This window comes from Rhodopseudomonas sp. BAL398 (assembly GCF_033001325.1).
In the GTDB taxonomy this organism is placed as follows: domain Bacteria; phylum Pseudomonadota; class Alphaproteobacteria; order Rhizobiales; family Xanthobacteraceae; genus JARJEH01.
In genome coordinates this window covers 1,853,851-1,870,618 of sequence record NZ_CP133111.1, presented here as the reverse complement: position 1 = coordinate 1,870,618, position 16,768 = coordinate 1,853,851, and the positions used below count along the sequence as shown (strand labels likewise).

Annotated in this window: 20 protein-coding genes; 9 read left to right on the top strand and 11 right to left on the bottom strand. The window is 64.0% G+C overall.

Annotation, left to right across the window (positions count from 1 at the left end):
* Positions 1 to 16: 16 nt before the first annotated feature.
* The gene (locus tag RBJ75_RS09040; protein ID WP_044408067.1) at positions 17 to 445 is read right to left on the bottom strand and encodes a universal stress protein; all 429 of its coding nucleotides are present in this window, start codon (positions 443 to 445) and stop codon (positions 17 to 19) included.
* Positions 446 to 832: 387 nt separating this feature from the next.
* Between RBJ75_RS09040 and RBJ75_RS09035 the strand changes: the two genes are divergently transcribed.
* A complete protein-coding gene (locus RBJ75_RS09035) occupies positions 833 to 1,312 on the top strand; it encodes a hypothetical protein (protein WP_052628860.1) in 480 nt (159 codons plus the stop codon).
* Positions 1,313 to 1,334: 22 nt separating this feature from the next.
* Here the strand turns inward: RBJ75_RS09035 and RBJ75_RS09030 are convergent, their stop codons facing one another.
* On the bottom strand, positions 1,335 to 2,543 hold the full coding sequence (locus RBJ75_RS09030) for an FAD-dependent monooxygenase (protein ID WP_044408065.1): 1,209 nt from the start codon (positions 2,541 to 2,543) through the stop codon (positions 1,335 to 1,337).
* A 7-nt stretch (positions 2,544 to 2,550) separates the two neighbouring features.
* A complete protein-coding gene (locus RBJ75_RS09025) occupies positions 2,551 to 2,796 on the bottom strand; it encodes a zinc-finger domain-containing protein (protein WP_044408081.1) in 246 nt (81 codons plus the stop codon).
* A 237-nt stretch (positions 2,797 to 3,033) separates the two neighbouring features.
* Here RBJ75_RS09025 and RBJ75_RS09020 point away from each other — a divergent pair, with 237 nt between their 5' ends.
* The 4 genes from RBJ75_RS09020 (at position 3,034) to RBJ75_RS09005 (ending at position 6,583) form a co-directional block, all read left to right on the top strand.
* Positions 3,034 to 4,338: a hypothetical protein gene (locus RBJ75_RS09020; protein WP_234707346.1), complete on the top strand. Its 1,305-nt coding sequence runs from the start codon at positions 3,034 to 3,036 to the stop codon at positions 4,336 to 4,338.
* 69 nt (positions 4,339 to 4,407) lie between these two features.
* Positions 4,408 to 5,160: an alpha/beta fold hydrolase gene (locus tag RBJ75_RS09015; RefSeq protein WP_044408062.1), complete on the top strand. Its 753-nt coding sequence runs from the start codon at positions 4,408 to 4,410 to the stop codon at positions 5,158 to 5,160.
* 228 nt (positions 5,161 to 5,388) lie between these two features.
* Positions 5,389 to 6,216: a serine O-acetyltransferase gene (gene cysE / locus RBJ75_RS09010; RefSeq protein ID WP_044408059.1), complete on the top strand. Its 828-nt coding sequence runs from the start codon at positions 5,389 to 5,391 to the stop codon at positions 6,214 to 6,216.
* 148 nt (positions 6,217 to 6,364) lie between these two features.
* Positions 6,365 to 6,583 (top strand): DUF3126 family protein, encoded by a 219-nt coding sequence (locus RBJ75_RS09005; protein ID WP_044408056.1) that lies wholly within the window; start codon positions 6,365 to 6,367, stop codon positions 6,581 to 6,583.
* A 97-nt stretch (positions 6,584 to 6,680) separates the two neighbouring features.
* Here RBJ75_RS09005 and RBJ75_RS09000 read toward each other — a convergent pair whose 3' ends face one another.
* Entirely contained in the window at positions 6,681 to 7,391 is a 711-nt protein-coding gene (locus RBJ75_RS09000; protein ID WP_044408076.1) for a hypothetical protein, read from the bottom strand.
* 211 nt (positions 7,392 to 7,602) lie between these two features.
* Between RBJ75_RS09000 and RBJ75_RS08995 the strand changes: the two genes are divergently transcribed.
* Together RBJ75_RS08995 and RBJ75_RS08990 are read left to right on the top strand one after the other, a co-directional pair.
* A complete protein-coding gene (locus RBJ75_RS08995) occupies positions 7,603 to 7,932 on the top strand; it encodes a DUF6949 family protein (RefSeq protein WP_044408053.1) in 330 nt (109 codons plus the stop codon).
* A gap of 72 nt (positions 7,933 to 8,004) precedes the next feature.
* Positions 8,005 to 8,535, top strand: a complete 531-nt coding sequence (locus tag RBJ75_RS08990; protein ID WP_044408050.1) for a gamma carbonic anhydrase family protein — start codon at positions 8,005 to 8,007, stop codon at positions 8,533 to 8,535.
* Between the two features lie 39 nt (positions 8,536 to 8,574).
* Here RBJ75_RS08990 and RBJ75_RS08985 read toward each other — a convergent pair whose 3' ends face one another.
* From RBJ75_RS08985 to RBJ75_RS08975, 3 genes are all read right to left on the bottom strand, one after another.
* Positions 8,575 to 8,736, bottom strand: coding sequence for a hypothetical protein (locus tag RBJ75_RS08985; protein WP_173427328.1), 162 nt, complete (start codon positions 8,734 to 8,736; stop codon positions 8,575 to 8,577).
* Positions 8,717 to 8,974, bottom strand: a complete 258-nt coding sequence (locus tag RBJ75_RS08980; protein ID WP_044408047.1) for a hypothetical protein — start codon at positions 8,972 to 8,974, stop codon at positions 8,717 to 8,719. Before RBJ75_RS08980 ends, RBJ75_RS08985 begins: the two co-directional genes overlap by 20 nt.
* A 154-nt stretch (positions 8,975 to 9,128) precedes the next feature.
* A complete protein-coding gene (locus RBJ75_RS08975) occupies positions 9,129 to 10,460 on the bottom strand; it encodes a porin (RefSeq protein WP_276156609.1) in 1,332 nt (443 codons plus the stop codon).
* 192 nt (positions 10,461 to 10,652) lie between these two features.
* Between RBJ75_RS08975 and RBJ75_RS08970 the strand changes: the two genes are divergently transcribed.
* The gene (locus RBJ75_RS08970; protein WP_044411500.1) at positions 10,653 to 11,204 is read left to right on the top strand and encodes a MarR family winged helix-turn-helix transcriptional regulator; all 552 of its coding nucleotides are present in this window, start codon (positions 10,653 to 10,655) and stop codon (positions 11,202 to 11,204) included.
* A 164-nt stretch (positions 11,205 to 11,368) separates the two neighbouring features.
* Here RBJ75_RS08970 and RBJ75_RS08965 read toward each other — a convergent pair whose 3' ends face one another.
* The 4 genes from RBJ75_RS08965 to RBJ75_RS08950 all read right to left on the bottom strand — a co-directional run bounded on the left by RBJ75_RS08965 (position 11,369) and on the right by RBJ75_RS08950 (position 15,730).
* Positions 11,369 to 12,001: a transglutaminase-like cysteine peptidase gene (locus RBJ75_RS08965; protein ID WP_044411499.1), complete on the bottom strand. Its 633-nt coding sequence runs from the start codon at positions 11,999 to 12,001 to the stop codon at positions 11,369 to 11,371.
* A gap of 329 nt (positions 12,002 to 12,330) precedes the next feature.
* The gene (locus tag RBJ75_RS08960) at positions 12,331 to 12,942 is read right to left on the bottom strand and encodes a PilZ domain-containing protein (RefSeq protein ID WP_044411495.1); all 612 of its coding nucleotides are present in this window, start codon (positions 12,940 to 12,942) and stop codon (positions 12,331 to 12,333) included.
* Between the two features lie 55 nt (positions 12,943 to 12,997).
* The gene (locus tag RBJ75_RS08955; RefSeq protein WP_052628932.1) at positions 12,998 to 15,304 is read right to left on the bottom strand and encodes a PAS domain-containing sensor histidine kinase; all 2,307 of its coding nucleotides are present in this window, start codon (positions 15,302 to 15,304) and stop codon (positions 12,998 to 13,000) included.
* Positions 15,305 to 15,313: 9 nt separating this feature from the next.
* On the bottom strand, positions 15,314 to 15,730 hold the full coding sequence (locus RBJ75_RS08950; protein ID WP_044411517.1) for a response regulator: 417 nt from the start codon (positions 15,728 to 15,730) through the stop codon (positions 15,314 to 15,316).
* Between the two features lie 255 nt (positions 15,731 to 15,985).
* On the opposite strand from RBJ75_RS08950, the gene RBJ75_RS08945 reads away from it, so the two are divergent.
* The gene (locus RBJ75_RS08945; RefSeq protein ID WP_044411492.1) at positions 15,986 to 16,717 is read left to right on the top strand and encodes a Crp/Fnr family transcriptional regulator; all 732 of its coding nucleotides are present in this window, start codon (positions 15,986 to 15,988) and stop codon (positions 16,715 to 16,717) included.
* The last annotated feature ends 51 nt before the right edge of the window (positions 16,718 to 16,768 follow it).

Sequence of the window (16,768 nt, the reverse complement as noted above, 5' to 3'; positions counted from 1 at the left end):
GCGATGGATGTTTCAGTTACTTCACCAGCGTCACCGGCAGCTTGCTGAGATGCACCACCTTGTTGGCGACTGATCCCAGCACCAGATTGCCGATCGCGCTGCGGCCGTGGGTGCCCATCACGATGGAGTCGCAGTGCAGTTCGTCGGCGCGCGTGACGATGCGCTGCGCGGTGTCGCCGGTCAGCACCTCGGTGGTGAAGGGGAGGCCGGCGGCGTTCAGCTTGTCGATCGCCGGCTGCAGGATGTCCTTGCCGTGGTTGCGCTGCAGCTCGTCCATCTTGTCCTTTGAGACATAGACGGCGATCTCGCCATACAGCGCCGGCTCGGGGTGGGCGTAGACCAGCGCCAGTTCGATCGGAACCTTGTCCCCGGCCATTCCGATGACCCAGTCCAGCGCGCGGTTGGCATTGGCGGAGCCATCATAGGCCACGAGGATCTTGTGCATTGCGTCGGTCCTATCGGAGGCGGGCGGGATCGGCGGACGGGCGGCTGCGTGGTCGGGTCTCTGGTCGGGCTGGACGCGAGCGAAGGTAATGAGGATTTCGGACGCGATCAACAACACCACGGTGGGCTCGGGCGCGGCGTGCTTGCGGTGAGCGAGCCCGTGGGGGCCGCCACCAGGACGGGGCGCCGTCGATGCCGCACCAAGCGGGCGGCGGCGAAGTGTCGCCAAGGCGGCAATTGCCCGAAGGTCATGGCTGCGGCGGGGCGCCAATCGAGCGGTCCATCGGGTCGATTGCAGCCGCCCCTTGTCTTGCGGCCGGTTTTGGCCTCAATGCGGTCATCCAGGCGTGGTCTCACGCCAATTCACCCCGTTCGGCTAGCGAGCGACATGATCGATTCTCTTCGCCATTGTTCTTTCGCGCCGCGTCGGCTCGCGACGGCGGTCCTGTTGGCCAGCGTGCTCGGTGTTGCGCTGGGGCTCGGCGGTTGCGCCGCCATTGGCGACAGCGCGGCCTCGGCCGCCTTCGTCGATCCGGCGCAATTCAATCTGTATGACTGCAAGCGGCTCGCCGCCACGCGCAAGGTGCTGGATCAGCGCACCGCTGACTTGAAGGGGCTGATCGACAAGGCCAAGACCGGCACCGGGGGAACGGTGGTGGCGGAAGTGGCCTATGGCAACGATTACATCAACGTTCGCGCCCAGGCCCGGCTCGCCGAACAGGCCTGGCGCGACAACAAATGCACCGACGCCGACCAGGCCGCGTCGGATGCCGCCGCGGCGGCCGCTTCCGCGGCAAAACCGGGCGGACCCAAACTCGGTCAGCCAGGGCCGGCCTCTCCGGCGACGGCGCGGCGATCCGGGCGCTGAGCGCCGCGCGCCGGTCAGCGGCCTAAACCCGCCAGTCGTAGATCCAGTCCTGCCGCGCCAGCAGCCGGGCGCCGCCGAGTTGCTTCATCACCAGGTCGCGCGCCAGCGCCGCCGGGCCGCCGAGATGATAGATCAGGCCGTTCTGCCGCGCGGTGCGTTGCACCCGGCCGACCCGCGCCTTGCGCAATTGGCCGTAGCGCTGCAGCGCGGCCGCGACGGCATCGCCGCCCGCCGATGGGCCATGGCTCTGGGCGAGGCATTTGGCTAGCACGGCGGCATCCTCGATCGCCATGCCGGCGCCCTGCGCGGCGAATGGCAGCATGCCGTGCGCGGCGTCGCCGAGCAGAGCGGTGGCGCCGTGGCTCCAGACCCCGTCATCCGGCATCGCGAACAGCGCCCAGCGGCGCCAGCTGCCGACGGCGCCAACCATCATCCGCGCCGCCGCGGGCCACCGGGTGGCGGGGAAACGGCTCTGGATCTCCACCGCCTCGCCGGGGGCGCTCCAGCCCGGCCGGTTCCAGCTGTCGGGAACGATCGCCACAATGTTGATCTGCCGCCCCGCCGAGATCGGATAGGTCACCAGATGGGCGTTCGATCCCATCCACAACTGCACGCCGCCGGCCGGAAAGCCGCGCGGCATCTGATTGGCGTCGATGGTGCCGCGCCAGGCGATCAACCCGCTGAAGCTCGGCTGGGCCGCGGGAAACAGCTGGCCGCGCACATTCGACCAGATCCCGTCGGCGCCGATCAGCGCCAGCGCCGAGTCCTGACGGCGCACGGCGTGGCGGCGGTGCCCGACCAACATCCCCTCGGCATGGCTGGAGGCGTCCTCGAAGCAGTGGCCGAGCCGCAGCTCGATTGCCGGCGTGGCGTTGACCTGGGCCTGCAGCGCCGCCTGCAGGTCGGCGCGGTGGATCACCCAATAGGGCGCGCCGGCGCGCGCCGTCGCGGCGTCGCCGAGCGGCAGCCGCACCAACTCGCCGCCGCTGCGGGCGCTCATCATGGCGACGGATTCGGGCACGATAGCCCGCGGCGCCAGCCGGGGCATCAGGTTGAGATCGATCAGCACCCGGCTGGCATTCGGAGACAGCTGCAGGCCAGCTCCGGCTTCCTCAAGCCGTTCGGCCTTCTCCAGCACGATAACGCGGAACCCGTTGGCGGCCAGCGCCAGCGCCGCAGTCAATCCGCCGATGCCGGCGCCGGCCACGACTATGGGGCGTGATGTTGCCACGAAAAGATCAGGCGACCTTGTCCTTCAACACGCATTCCGGCGGCCTGGCTTCGCCCGGCGCAAGGTCGGCGGCAAATCGATACAGCGTCGAGCAATAGGGGCAGATGATTTCGTTGTCGTTACCCAGATCGAGAAAGACGTGCGGATGGTCGAACGGCGGATTGGCGCCCACGCACATGAATTCCTTCGAGCCGATTTCGATGATCGCCACGCCGGCATCATTGTGAAAATGCGGAACCAGATGGTCGGACATAAGTTTCACCTTTGGTGGCAGCGGAGATGGCATCATCACGGTGCGGCGCACCATACCGATACCGGCTCTTGATTCCTAGAGCGACCGGTTACGCATGGGTCGGGGAAATTCGACACAATCCACCGGTGTTGGAGAAGCCCTCCTTTCGTCGAGTCGGTTGTGTCTGAAAGATGACGCACCACATAGTAAGGCCACGATCGTACGGCAACGGACAGTCGACAGCAGAGGATAGTGCGGATGCGGCGGCAACTCGGCTTGGCGAAAGTCGGCACGGCGGTTTGCGCCGTGGCTTTCGTGTTGGCGCTGCCGCACGCCCGCGAAGGCGGCGCGATCCTGGCAGCGCAGGACGACCCGGTGGCGCTGTCGGATCTGCAACTGAATTCCGCCTTGCGAAATGACGGTGACTTGATCGCGCGCAACATCAGCGCCGCCCTCGATGCCAAGGATGCCGATCTCGCTAATAGTCTGGTCGAGCTTGCCGCCGCCAAGCAGGTGGCGCTGCCTGCGGATCTGACGCGACGCGTTGCCGAGGCGGTGGCGGTGGAAAATTCGCCCGCTTATTTCGCCCAGCGATTTGCCACCGGTCTGGTGACCGGCAATGCCGACGATGTCGGCAGCCTGTCCGGCACCGTGGCGGGCGATCTGTTCGTGTTCGGCGATATTCGCGACGTGGTGCGCGAGGGCAAGAATCTGGCGATGGGTGAGGACACCGACCGCTTGGTGCTGGGCCTCGCCACCGCGGGCCTTGCGGTCACCGCGGCGACCTTCGTCACCGTCGGCGGCGCGGCCCCAGTCCGGGCCGGGCTGACGCTGGTCAAGGATGCCAGCAAGGTCGGGCGGATCGGCAAGGGGCTGACCCGGTGGGCCAGTCGATCGGCGCGCGAGGTGGTTGATGCACCGGCGCTGCAGCGCGCCGTCGCCGGCGGATCGTTCAGTCGCCCGGGCGAGACCGTGCGTGCGGTGAAGGCCGCGTTCCGCGCCGAAAAAGCCGGCGGGCTGGTGCGGCTGGCCAAGGATGTCGGGCGGATCGGCGAGAAAGCCGGCACCCGCGGCGCGCTGGATACGCTGAAGATCGCCGAGGGCCCGAAGGACGTCGCGCGCGCCGCGGCGCTGGCGGAAGCCAAGGGCGGCAAGACCCGTGGGATTCTCAAGCTGCTCGGGCGCGGCGCGCTGTTTCTCAGCTTCGGCGCGCTGAATTTCACCTGGTGGGTGTTCGGCGCGGTGATGGCGCTGTTCGGCTTCGTCGTCTCGATCAAGACCGGCACCGAGCGGATGACGCAGCGCTGGATCGATCGCCGCAAGACCAAGCGCGCGCGCAAGCTGTTGGCCGACGCCCAAGCTGCATCAGCGCAAGCCGCCGCTGCTCAAGCCGCAACTATCCAAGGCAATCTTGCCCAAGCCAATCTTGCCCAATCCAATCTTACCCAACCCAATCCTTTCCATACCAATCCTGTCCAAGGCAAATTTGCCCAAGCCACCGCCGCCAGCTCTGATGCGATCGCCCCCACGGCGCGGTTGCAGCCCCTCGGCGCGGCCTGCTAATCCGTCGCGACCGTCTCGCGACGATCCCAACTCCAACTCCCAACTTCCAAACCCAACCAGGACTGACCGATGCCGAGCTTTGACCACGGCGGTGTAGACATTGCGTATCTCGATGAAGGCGAGGGGGAGCCGGTGGTTCTGATCCACGGCTTCGCGTCGAGCAAGAACGTCAACTGGGTGTACCCGACCTGGGTCTCCGAATTGAAGAAACATGGCCGTCGGGCGATCGCGCTCGACAATCGCGGCCATGGCGACTCCACCAAACTGTATCAGCCCGATGCTTATGGCATCGCCATCATGGCCGGCGACGTGATGGCGCTGATGGATCATCTGGCGATCACCCGCGCCGACGTCATGGGCTATTCGATGGGCGCGCGGATCACCGCGCGGCTGGCGCTCGATCAGCCTGGGCGGGTACGCTCGGCGATTCTCGCCGGCCTCGGCATCGGCCTGATCGAGGGCGGCGGTCCGGGCGAGAACGTCGCCGAGGCGCTGGAGGCGGCCTCGATCGACGACGTCAGCGATCCGATGGGGCGGACGTTTCGGACCTTCGCCGAGCAGACCCGCTCCGACCGCAAGGCGCTGGCGGCGTGCATGCGCGGCTCCCGGCAGTTGATGTCGGCGGCGGATGCGGCGCGGATCGCGGTGCCGGTGCTGATCGCGGTCGGCACGGTCGACGAGGTCGCAGGCTCGGCGCATGCGCTCGGCGACGTCATTCCCGGCGCCGAGGTGCTGGATATCCCCAACCGCGATCACATGCGCGCGGTCGGCGACCGGGTCTACAAGCAAGGCGTGCTGGATTTTCTGGCGCGGCGGCCCTGACCTCGGCTCCCGTCCTGCGGTTCGGGGCGGGCCTTGAGAATTTCTTCGCCGCGGCGGCTTGATAAAGCCGCGCCGCCGCCCACGTTGACTGGAGACTGCCCGCTGCCGGCGGCGTCCGCCGTCGGAACGCGATGACAGCCGCGCCCGTGACGCGGCCAAACCGCGCCGCGACAGCCGCCGCCCGGTCGTGCTAGGATGGCGGCAGAACCTCGAATTGGCGAGAACATCATGACGGTGCATCAGGTCAATCCGCAGAATGCGCAACTGGCGTCGCTCGATCCGATCTGGCAGCGGGTCCGCACCGAGGCCGAGGACATCGTTCGCCGCGAACCGGAGCTGGCGTCCTTCATCTATGCCAGCGTGCTGCATCATGAGCGGCTCGAGGACGCGGTGGTCCATCGCGTTGCCGAGCGGCTCGATCACCAGGCACTGTCGGGCGATCTGATCCGGCAGACCTTCGAGGAAGCGTTGCGCGAGCAACCCGATCTCGGCAATGCGTTTCGCGCCGACATGGTCGCGGTGTTCGACCGCGACCCCGCGACCTCGCGCTTCATCGATCCGCTGCTGTACTTCAAGGGGTTTCACGCGCTGCAGACCCATCGTCTGGCGCATTGGCTGTATCATCAGGGCCGCAAGGATTTTGCGTTCTATCTGCAGAGCCGCGCCTCCGCCGCGTTCCAGACCGACATCAATCCCGCCGCCACCATCGGCCGCGGGATTTTCCTCGACCATGCCACCGGCCTCGTCGTCGGCGAGACCGCTGTGATCGAGGACGACGTGTCGATCCTGCACGGCGTGACGCTGGGCGGCACCGGCAAGGAGCACGAGGATCGCCATCCGAAAATCCGCCATGGCGTGCTGATCGGCGCCGGCGCGAAAATCCTCGGCAATATCGAGATCGGTCACTGCGCGCGGATCGCGGCGGGCTCCGTCGTGGTCAAGCCGGTGCCGCATAACGTCACCGTGGCGGGGGTGCCGGCCAAGGTGGTCGGCGAGGCGGGTTGCGCCGAGCCGTCGCGCACCATGAACCAGATGCTCAACGCCACCGGGCTGTGATCGGTGGCCGCAATTTGATCGCGGGGGGTTGCGGCGGGCGCGCCGAAAAAGTACTCACGCTGCGGCTTTCGGTTCGGCGGACCCATCCCCGAATAGCGGCGATATCGTCCGACGGCTGCGGTGATTATTGATTGAATTGGAGACGGCTGTGGACGTTCAGGAAGTCAGAAAACTCGACGCGTATCTGAAGAAATTGTTCGGCAATCAGAAGATTCGCGTGGTGCCGCGGCCCAAGAAGGACGATTCGGCCGAGGTCTATATCGGCGAGGAATTCATCGGCGTGCTGTTCGTCGACGATGAGGACGACGACCGCTCGTTCCAATTCCAGATGGCAATCCTCGAGGACGATCTGGTCGACGACGGCTAGAGAAATTCCGGTTCGATCGATCAGAACCGGAGCTCTAAACTTTTGTTTTGACGCGTTTTCGTGACGCGAACCGGTGCCCAGTTCGCTCGACGACGTTCTAATCGTGCTGGGCGTGTAGTTGCCGGCTGAGCCGATCGATGGCGCCGGCTACGCCGCGCCATTGCGTCAGCCACTGCCGCGGAAACCGGAAAATCAGGTCGGCGCCGCCGATCCGGTTTTCGCTCAGGCACATGCCGGGCGTGGCGCCGTCGCGGGTGCAGCGCGCCGTCAACTCTGGTGCGGTGGCGGTGAACAGATCCTCATTGGCATAAGGCGACCCGTCGCGAAACGCCTGCTGGGTCAGGCCGTCGGTGGCGGGCGCATTGTCCTCCGCCAGATAGCGCGGATAGATCGTGCGCAGCCGCGTCTCCGGCGACAGCGCGTCGTGATGCGCCTCGATCGACAGGAAGATCCTGTCGATCGCCTCGGGATTGCGCTCGACCGTCGCGGCGCTGACATGCCTGGGCCGGTCCGCAGCGGCCAGCGAGGGATATTGAAAGCTCAGATCGACCCGCTCCTGCGGTCCGGAATGCTTCTGCAGCTTGACCCGGAACGCCTCGGTCGGGACGTTGAACAGCGTGTCGCCGACGCTGACCGGGGTGCGGTAGGGCAGGTCGGTGCTCTGCGCGTGCCAGGTCGGCCATAACAGATAGATAATCAGCCCGATCGAACTGGCGGTCAGCAGGCTGGCCAGCAGGATCGAGACGCGCTGGCCGCGCCGGGCCTTGCGGCGGCGGCGAATGGTATGCGCAGGTGTAAGCAGGGTCATGCGGGCAGACGGTACGAGGGCGGCCGAATCAGCGCCGAATATGCCACGGCGCGGCGCCATCCCGAACGACATTGCCGGATGGCGATCCGCGGAGCCGTGCACGGGACGCGGTTCCGAATTGTGGCGTTAACCTCTTATTAAGGATCTGGTGGCGGGCGTCGCCGCATTTTGCGACATCAGGGGCATTGAGCTGTGTAGCGAAAGATCCCCGATGTCACCGGATGCGTTGAATAACCTGTTCTCGCTGTTGATTGGCTTTGCCTTGGCGGGCGCGCTGGCCAGTGGCTACCACGCGATGCTGCGGCGTCCGCCGGGTTTCGCGCTGCTGCAGCAGGGCGCGGCGCCGAAAACCTTTGTGGCGCTGCCATTCCTGATGTTCGCCGCCCCCTTCATCATCATGCGCAACACGCTGCGCGCTGAGCCGATCGAAGGCCGCCGCGCCCAGTTCGTGATGGCCGCCACGGTGCTGTCGGGGTTCTGGAGCCTGATGTCGGGGACGTTTGTGCTGATGATGTTGCAGGCGATCGGTCTGGTCGGCTGACCGCGTCCCGGCAAAAACCATTGCGTTGCCGGCCCGGCATTGTCATGCGTGTAGGGGTAACAGGAGACCGACATGGCGATCTATGAGCTCGACGGGCAGGGCCCCGATCTTCCCGCTGACGGCAATTATTTCATTGCCGAAACCGCGACGGTGATCGGCAAAATCCGCATGCTGCCACAGGCCAGCATCTGGTTCGGCGCGGTGCTGCGCGGCGACAATGAGTGGATCGAGATCGGCGAGGGCTCCAACATCCAGGACAATTGCACCTGCCATACCGATCCGGGCTTTGCGCTGACCATCGGCAAGGGCTGCACCATCGGCCACAATGTCATCCTGCACGGCTGCACCGTCGAGGACGGCGCGCTGGTTGGGATGGGCTCGATCGTGATGAACGGCGCGCGAATCGGCCGCGGCAGCGTGGTCGGCGCCGGGTCGGTGATCACCGAGGGCAAGCAGTTCCCCGAGAACTCATTGATCATGGGAGCGCCGGCGAAGGTCGTACGCACGCTCGAGCCGGCACAGGTCGCGGCGATGGGGCGGGGCGCGCAATTCTATATCCTCAACGGGCCGCGCTTCGCCAAGGGCTTGAAGAAGATCGGCTGAGCTCGTCGGAAGGCCAAACAGCGGCGTAGGCGATCGACGTCAGGTGCCTTCGGACTGGCTGGCCTCGATCGCAGTGGCGACGCGCTCATGTCCGGCGGCCCACAAGGCATGTTCTTCGCTGCCGTCTTGATACGGATTGGCCTCGGCGGGGATCGACTTGCGGGCGGCGCTTTCACCCTGTTCAAACGGATCGGCTGGCATGACTGGCCTTTCTGGTCGGAGGGCGTCGGGAACGGCTGCTCGTCGCCGGCTTGGGCGGGGAACTCGCCGGCCTGGCGCTTTTGCGCAATGCGTCCTTGAGATCGATCGGAACGCCGTGTTTCTTCAGCAGATCGGCGAAGGCTTCGTCTGCCAGCTCCTGCAGCGTCGCCATGCGATCGCGGCCCAGCAGTTTCAGCCGATCCAAAGTGTCGTCGTCGAATGCGATCAGTTTTCGCATCAATGATCCCGGTTCTGCGTGACGTCAATCATCAGGGCCGACGATCGTTCCCGGCGACGTCAATCAGACAAAGAAAAACCTCCGGCGGGGCATCGCCGGAGGTTCCTTGGAGGTTTACAGAAGAGAGGAAAGTCTCCTTTCGTGGTGATTTAGATCAGAAGTTGCGCTGAGCGCGGACGATGCCGCTCCAGATCTGCTGATCCTTGAACTCGTAAGTAGCGGTAGGCTTGCCGGTGGGTTTAACCGATCCGGTCAGGCCGCTGTAATCCTGATCGAGGTTGGTGTAGGTGACTTCACCGGTGAAGGTCAGGTTCTTGACGGGCGTCCAGGAGGTACGGGTACCGATCTGGGCGATGTTGTAGTTCGGGCTGCCAGTAAAGGTGCCACCAACCGCGCGACGAAGTGCGGCGGTATAGATGCCGGCAGCATCGCCGAAATCAACCTTGGTGTACGAACCGAACAGCGACGTGGTCCAGTACGGATTCCAGTTGTGGTTGAAGGCGCCGTTCATGCCCCAAGCCGTGACGGTCTTAATGTCACCGCCCGTTTGGAAGATACCGTCCGCATTCGACAGAGACGCGATGCCCTGGTAGGCGACGTCGCTGGAATTGTAATGGACGAACGGCCCGCCGGCGAACACCGCGTACTTGGTTGCGCCGTCGGTGTAGACTGCGCTGACGTTGAGGCTGTCGCCAGGACCCGTCGGCAGGTTCTTCAGCGACAACGCGGCCTGAACCGCAAAGCCGTATTTGTCATCCGGATGACCGGTGGTCTCGTCGCCCGGGTTGTAGTAGCTGGCACGGATGTCATGCGCCGCGGCGGTCACTTGGAACAGACCCCAGGCCTGATCGACACGGACCTGGCCGACGATATCGGGAATAGACGTGCCGCCGTATGCAGACGTCTGAGACTGGCTCAAGAACGCAGTGGCGGCATTCGTGCCGACCACGTCCACGTTGTAGAGCGAGGCGGAGCGGTAACCGGACTGATCTTCCAGGGCCAGTTTCGCGGAAATACCGTTGCCGAACTGGGCGGTATAGGCGATCTGGTTCTGGGCGGTGGAGCTGTCGTCGCCACCGAGCAAGCCGCCGAGGTTGCCCGGATAGTTGTTCCACGGCGCTGCGAACGTCGATTGCGCTTTACCGAAGGTGAAGCCGGCGAACTGAATGAAGGCATTGTACAATGCGGTGGTGCCGCCACCGACGCCGTCGGTGCCAGTGGTCCACTGATTGACCAGCTCGGCATAGGTGCGGACAACGCCATATTCAGTGGCGGTGCGGGTGTCGATCGAGGTCAGCGCGCGGGTGCGGAACGTGTAGTCGTTGCCCAGACGGTTATTCAAGCCGCCAGTGCCGCTCCAATACGGGGTGTGGCTGCCACCGGCGTCAAAGTTGACTTCGGCACGGAGATAGCCACCGAGCTTGATGCAGGTATCGGTGCCCGGGATGTAATAGAAGCCCGCGCCGTACCGGTTAAAGCCAGCCAACGCGTTGAATTTGTGAGAATTTGGCCGCGGTATGCGGAGGTGGGAAATCCAGCGGTGCGGGTTTTACTTCCGATGCCGGGGACTTGTCTGCTAAATAGATAATAAAAGAACACGCGGCTGTTGGGGAGTGACGGTCTGGGTGAGTATCGAGTGCCGAAAGCGGCCTCTGATGCGAAAGGGAGAGGACGCGGAATGTCGGATCGGCGCGACGCCACAGCACAGCACACAGGCGCAGTCGCCGGGACCGCGGCCGACGCCGGCGCGGCGCCCGAATCTCACCACGAATTCGAGATTTCTCATCAAATCATCTGGGATTTCGTGTCGATCAGCAACAATCTGGAGGACATGCGCCGTTGCTGGGCGAAGATGTTTGGCATCAGCGGTTCGCAATGGCTGATTCTGATGGCAATCAGCGATCTCGATCAGGGCGAGGGCGTCTCGGTCAGTGACGTCTCGCAGAAGGTTCACGCGGTCTCGACCTTCGTGACGACCCAGACCAAAATCCTGGAGCGTCTCGGTCTGCTCAACCGGGTTTCCTCGACCACCGACGCCAGGGTGGTGCTGATGTCGCTGTCGGATCGCGCGCGGCAGCGGATCGACGAGTTGAGGCCGCGCTGGAACGCGCTGCACAGCTTCATCTTTCGCGACTTCGACCGCGATGAGTTGCACGACGTCAAGGACAAGCTCGAGGCGCTGAAGCGGCGAACCAAGGTCGCGATTCAGCGCGTCACCGACGACAGCTGAGCCGAACCATCCAAACCAGGCCGCCTGTGGCCACGGCATTCGCCACGCGGCCGCGCAAAAAGTTGCGGCCAGCTCTTGGGGGAGAGCTGGCCGCGCACGATCCGGTCTGGACGGGGAGGGGTGGGGATTCGACCGGGTCGCGTAGCTCCTGATTGGTGCCGCTATTAGCGTCGTTGTGCGGTGGCCGTGGCCATCGACGGTTTGGCGTCGCCCAAGGCGACCCAGATATTCGGATTGCTCTGCGACTGGCGCTTGACGAAGCGGTAGCCGGTTTCGGTCCAGGCCACGACTTCCTCGTTCTGATTGTCGAGAATGAATTCGCCCTTGTCGGTCTTCACCGTCAGGACGGCGTGGCCGTCATTTTGCTTGTCGCGGACCACGGTGATCAGCAACGCCTCGCGCGGCCAACCGGAGTCGATCAGCATCTTGCGTTTCAACAACACGTAGTCTTCGCAATCGCCGTAGCCGTCGGTCGGCAGCGACCATTTTTCGACCACGCCCCAATGATCCATGTCGGTCATCGGCTTGATGTGGTCGTTGACCCAGCGGTTGATCCGTAGCAGATCGGTCCATGCGGTCTGCGTTAAAACAATGTCGCGCGGCTGAGTGTCGCCACCGCGGCATTCGCCAGGCGTCTCGGCGCAGAGTTCGATCCAGCCGATCGGCGCCCGTGTATTCTCGCCGACGCTGGCGTAGCGTGCCGGCTGGCCGGCCTGGGCCGTCGCCGCCATCGTCAGCATTGCAACGGCAACTGCGAACCCCGAGCCGCTGCTAACAAATCCCCTGCTACCAAACATTGTGGTCCCCGCTTCTTGTTGGGACCATGTTTTGCACAGGGAATTTTCGCGGCCGCTAAGTGGCACAAGTACAATTGAAGCAAATACAAGTAAAAACGCCGCGCGATTTGAATCTTGATTGAATCGAATTCGTCTAAAATTTGAATGATCGGCAATTGATTCAAATTTGATGCGTTAACGCCGCAAGGCCTGCGGGACGCGCAGTTTTGCCGCGAATGCCGGGCGCGTTAACCGCGAACGGTGCGCGGCGCGGGGCGACGACGCGGCGTCGCGCGCGGGGGGAGGCGTGCTGATCGGTCGGAAATCGGCTGATGGCAGGAGAAAACGCTTTACCGGGCGGTAACGCTGTCTTCGAGTGTCTCGGCGAGCTGCTCGTGCACGAACTCCAGCGCGAAGCCGTCTTCGAGATTTCGGACCACGCGGGCCTGCACCCGGCCGAGCGCCACCTGCGACTGCAGCGGCGGCCGGCGCTCGGCGGCGATCGCCGCGCCCGACAGCGACAAATCGATGATCCGGCAACTCATCGTGCTGCCGTCTTCCAGCGTGAGCACGCAGATCGGATTGCGCGGCACGATTCGATCGTGACGGCGGTCTTCCGGCAGGTTGAGAATGTCGCGATTGGCAAGCCAGGTCAGCTGAGCGGCGAGCTTGTCGCGCTTGCGCGGCGTGGCGCCGAGATTCATCGCAAAGCCGTTGTCGATGATCCTGGTAATCTTGCCTTCGACCCTGCCGATATGGTCGAGATAGGCGATCACCCGGTCGCCGACATTGCCGATCCCGGGCGCCAGCATAGCCAGGCCGCCGGGCGACATGTTGATGATCTGGCAGGGAAACTCACGGCGGTCGGGCAGCATATAGCGCCCGAGCAGATGAACCTTCACCCGCTGGAAGCGTCGTCGCTCCACCGCGGTCGGCTGAACTGAAAGATTGTGTAACGCCATCAATATCCGCCGGTCGGCCGGGCCCGTAGTCACCCTCACCCTACGGCGCGTACAGTTAACGGCCGGTTAGCGCTGGCCCGACCGGTTGCGGTGCTCTGCCGCTATCGACGATATCACGCATCCGCTGGGCGAGATCCTCTTTGCGGTAGGGCTTATTGAGCAGCACCGCATCGTCGGTCCGCAAGCTGGTGGCGGTGCTATCATGGGCATAGCCGGAGGTCAGCAGCACACGCAAATCCGGGCGTTGGCTGCGCGCCAGATTGGCAAGCTCAAAGCCGTCGATGCTGCCCGGCAGCACGACGTCGGTGAACAGCACGTCGATATTGACGTCGGCGCCGAGCTTTCGCAGCGCATCGACGCCGTCGGTGGCAGCGATCACGATGTAGCCGAGGCTGCGCAGGCACATCACCGCGTAAGACCGCACGAAAGGATCATCCTCGACCACCAGCACCACCTCGTCGCCGCAGGCGTAGCTCTGGGCAATTGGGGCCTGCCCCGGCGACGCCTCCGCGTCCCCGCGCTGCGCCGGCAGATAGATCCGGATCGTGGTGCCGAAGCCGGGGTCGCTATAGATGGCGACGTGGCCGTTGGATTGCTTGACGAATCCATAGACCATGCTGAGCCCGAGGCCGCTGCCTTTGCCGACGTCCTTGGTGGTGTAGAATGGCTCGAAGGCGTGGTTGAGGGTCTCCTGCGACATGCCGTCGCCGTTGTCGGTAATGGCGAGCAGCACATATTGCCCCGGCCGCACCTCCGGGTGCTGGAACTGATAGGGATCGTCGAGCGACACGTTGGATGTGGCGATGCCGAGTATGCCGCCGTTCGGCATGGCGTCCTGGGCATTGAGCGCAATGTTGATGATCGCGGATTCCAGCTGTACGCGATCCGCGAAGGTTGTGCGCAGCGCGGGCTCATAGTTGGCCTTGACCGTGATGTTCTCGCGCAGGGTCCGCCGCAGCAGCTTGTGCATCGAATCCAGCAATTCATTGCAGTCGATTCCGACCGGCATCAGGTTTTGCCGGCGGCTGAAGGCCAGCAGCCGCTGCGTCAATTCGGCACCCCGTTCGCCGGCCCGGCCGATATCGTTGGCCAAATTGCGCAGGTCCTGCCGCGCCATGAGCTGTTCGCTCAGGAATTCGGCATTGCCGACGATCACGGTCAGCAGGTTGTTGAAGTCGTGCGCGATGCCGCCCGAGAGCTGCCCGACGGTCTCCATTTTCTGCGCCTGGACCAGTTGCGCCTCGATTCGTTTGCGTTCGGTGAGGTCGTGAATCACCCCGACGAACAGCGGCTCGCCGTCGCGCCGGGTTTCGCCCACCGATAGCTCCATCGGAAAGACCGAGCCGTCCTTGCGCTGGCCCTTCACCTCGCGGCCGATACCGATGATCTTGCGGACCCCGGTTCGATGATAATTGCCGAGATAGCCATCGTGCGCTTCGCGGTATTCTGTTGGCATCAACATCTTGACGTTGTGGCCGATCACTTCCTCCTTGGCGTAGCCGAACAGGGTCTGGCAGGCCCGGTTGAAGGTCTGGATGGTGCCCTCGGCGTCGATCAGGATGACGCCATCGACCATGGTTTCGATCAGGGCGTTGATCCGTTCGTCGGCCTCGCTGACGGCCAGTTCGACGCGCCGGCCTTCGCTGATGTCGCTGGTCACCTTGGCGAAGCCGATCAACTCGCCGTATTCGTTCATCAGCGGCTCGATCACGACGTGGGCCCAGAACTGGCTGCCGTCCTTGCGCCGCCGCCAGCCCTTCGCCTCGTAATGTCCGGTGCGTCTGGCGATTTCGAGATTGGCTTCCGGCTCACCGCGCTGCAGCGCCTCCTCAGTATAGAATCTGCTGAAGTGCTGGCCGAGAATTTCCTCGGCGCCGAATTGCTTGATGCGTTTGGCGCCGCTGTTCCAACTGGTGACGTGGCCGCCGACATCGAGCATGTAGATGGCATAGTCGGTGACGCCTTCGACCAGCAGCCGATAGTTGCGCTCGCTTTCGCGCGTCGCCTGATGGACACGGTGGCCCTCGGTCAGGTCGCGGGTGACGCAGACGAAAACCGGCTTGCCGTCGAGCCTGGTCCGTCCCATCGATAGTTCCATCGGGAAGATCGTGCCGTCCTTGCGTCGCCCATGCTCGGTCGAGGTGGGATAGTCGGCTATGCGTTCCAGCCAGTCGGGGCTCCAGGCTGGCAACAGCAACCGAACGTTCTGGCCGATCGCCTCCTCGGGGGCATAGCCGAACAGCTTCTCGCAGGCCTGATTGAACAGCTGGATGGATTCATCGGAATCGATCAGCAGTATCCCGTCGATCGTTGCCGATGGGGTTGCCTGCAGCCAGTTGGCTTCAGGTTGCTCTTGGATCATGTGAACACACTACCTCGCAATGGCGCTACTGGCGGCCGGGACCGATCGTTCCGAGAGGCAGACGTCGACCACCGTCATCAGCGTGGAAGGCGTGAATGGTTTGCGAAGGCAGCGCGAAGCGCCCAAATCCAGGGCCATCCTCAGGAAATCGGGGGCCGGGGCCCTGTTCTCGGCGAAGACATAGCCGGAAATGGCGATCAGTGGCGTCGCCGGCGCGTTCTGATGGAAGACCCGGATCGATTCGAAGCCGCGCATGTTCGGCATGAAGATGTCGATGATCATCAGGTCAAAGGTGGCGCGCTGGAGGGCGTTCAATCCGGTCACGCCGCATTCCGCCGTCACCACTTCGTGACCATTGTTCTCCAGCCAGATCTTTACCGCACCTCTGATCAGTGGATCATCGTCGACAAGAAGAATTCTCGGCATATTCCACCCTTGGATTTGCTGCTGACCTTTCAATGGCTCGCGAATCGCCACCCGCTGCCGATCCTCCGCTCGATCAGCGAGACTTGTCTGCCAGAATTCGGGAATACCGGCGAGGTTGCGCGTCATGGTAGGTGTTTTATGTTTGTTGTGGCGTCGTCAGATCGTATCTTCGACCGCGCCTGCTAGGCGCCCACGTTTGATCGGGTGACGCCGCTGCTGGGTCCGGCCACCGTTACGCGGGTTGGGAGAGAGCAGATGGCTTCGTTTCGGCAGTCACCCAATGACCTCCTGGCTTCGCTCCCCGAAGCCACGTTCGAGCAGCTCGGCGCGGCTTGCCGTACCGTCGACCTTGTCCTCAGCGATATCCTGGTGGAGGCGGGGGCGCAGCTGCGGCTGATCTACTTTCCGCATAGCGGCGTGATTTCCAAGCTTGTCAGTCTGGCGCAAGGCGATTCCGTCGAGGTGGGGATGATCGGCCGCGAAGGCGTGTTCGGGGCAGCTGCCGGCGATGAGCGCGAATTGTCGCGGACCACGGGGATCGTGCGCTTTCCCGGAACGGCCTCGGTCATCGAGGTCGAGCGGTTTCAGGCGATTTGCGCGCAAAGCGAACCGCTACGCGCGGCGTTGATGCAGTGCCAATGGCGATACCTGATGCAGGCAGAGCGCACCGCGGCGTGCAATGCGGCGCACAGCATCGAAGCCCGGTTTTGTCGGCAGTTGCTGATGTTCCGCGCGCGGGCCCGCAGCGATAAATTGCCGCTGACCCAGGACGTCGTTGCGCAGATGCTCGGTGTGCAGCGCAATAGCATCTCTCTGGTCGCGATCGCGCTTCAGCAGGCTGGCCTGTTGCGCTATAGCCGCGGCCATCTGGAGATCCTCGATGTCGACGGACTGACCGAGCGATCCTGCACATGTTATCAGCCCGTCGAACCGGATCACGGCGCGCTGCTGGGAGCCGGCGTCACCTCTCGCATTCAACGCTTCTGATATTCAGCCGCTCTGCCATTCAACGCCTGTGTCCGCCGCGGCAATCGGATC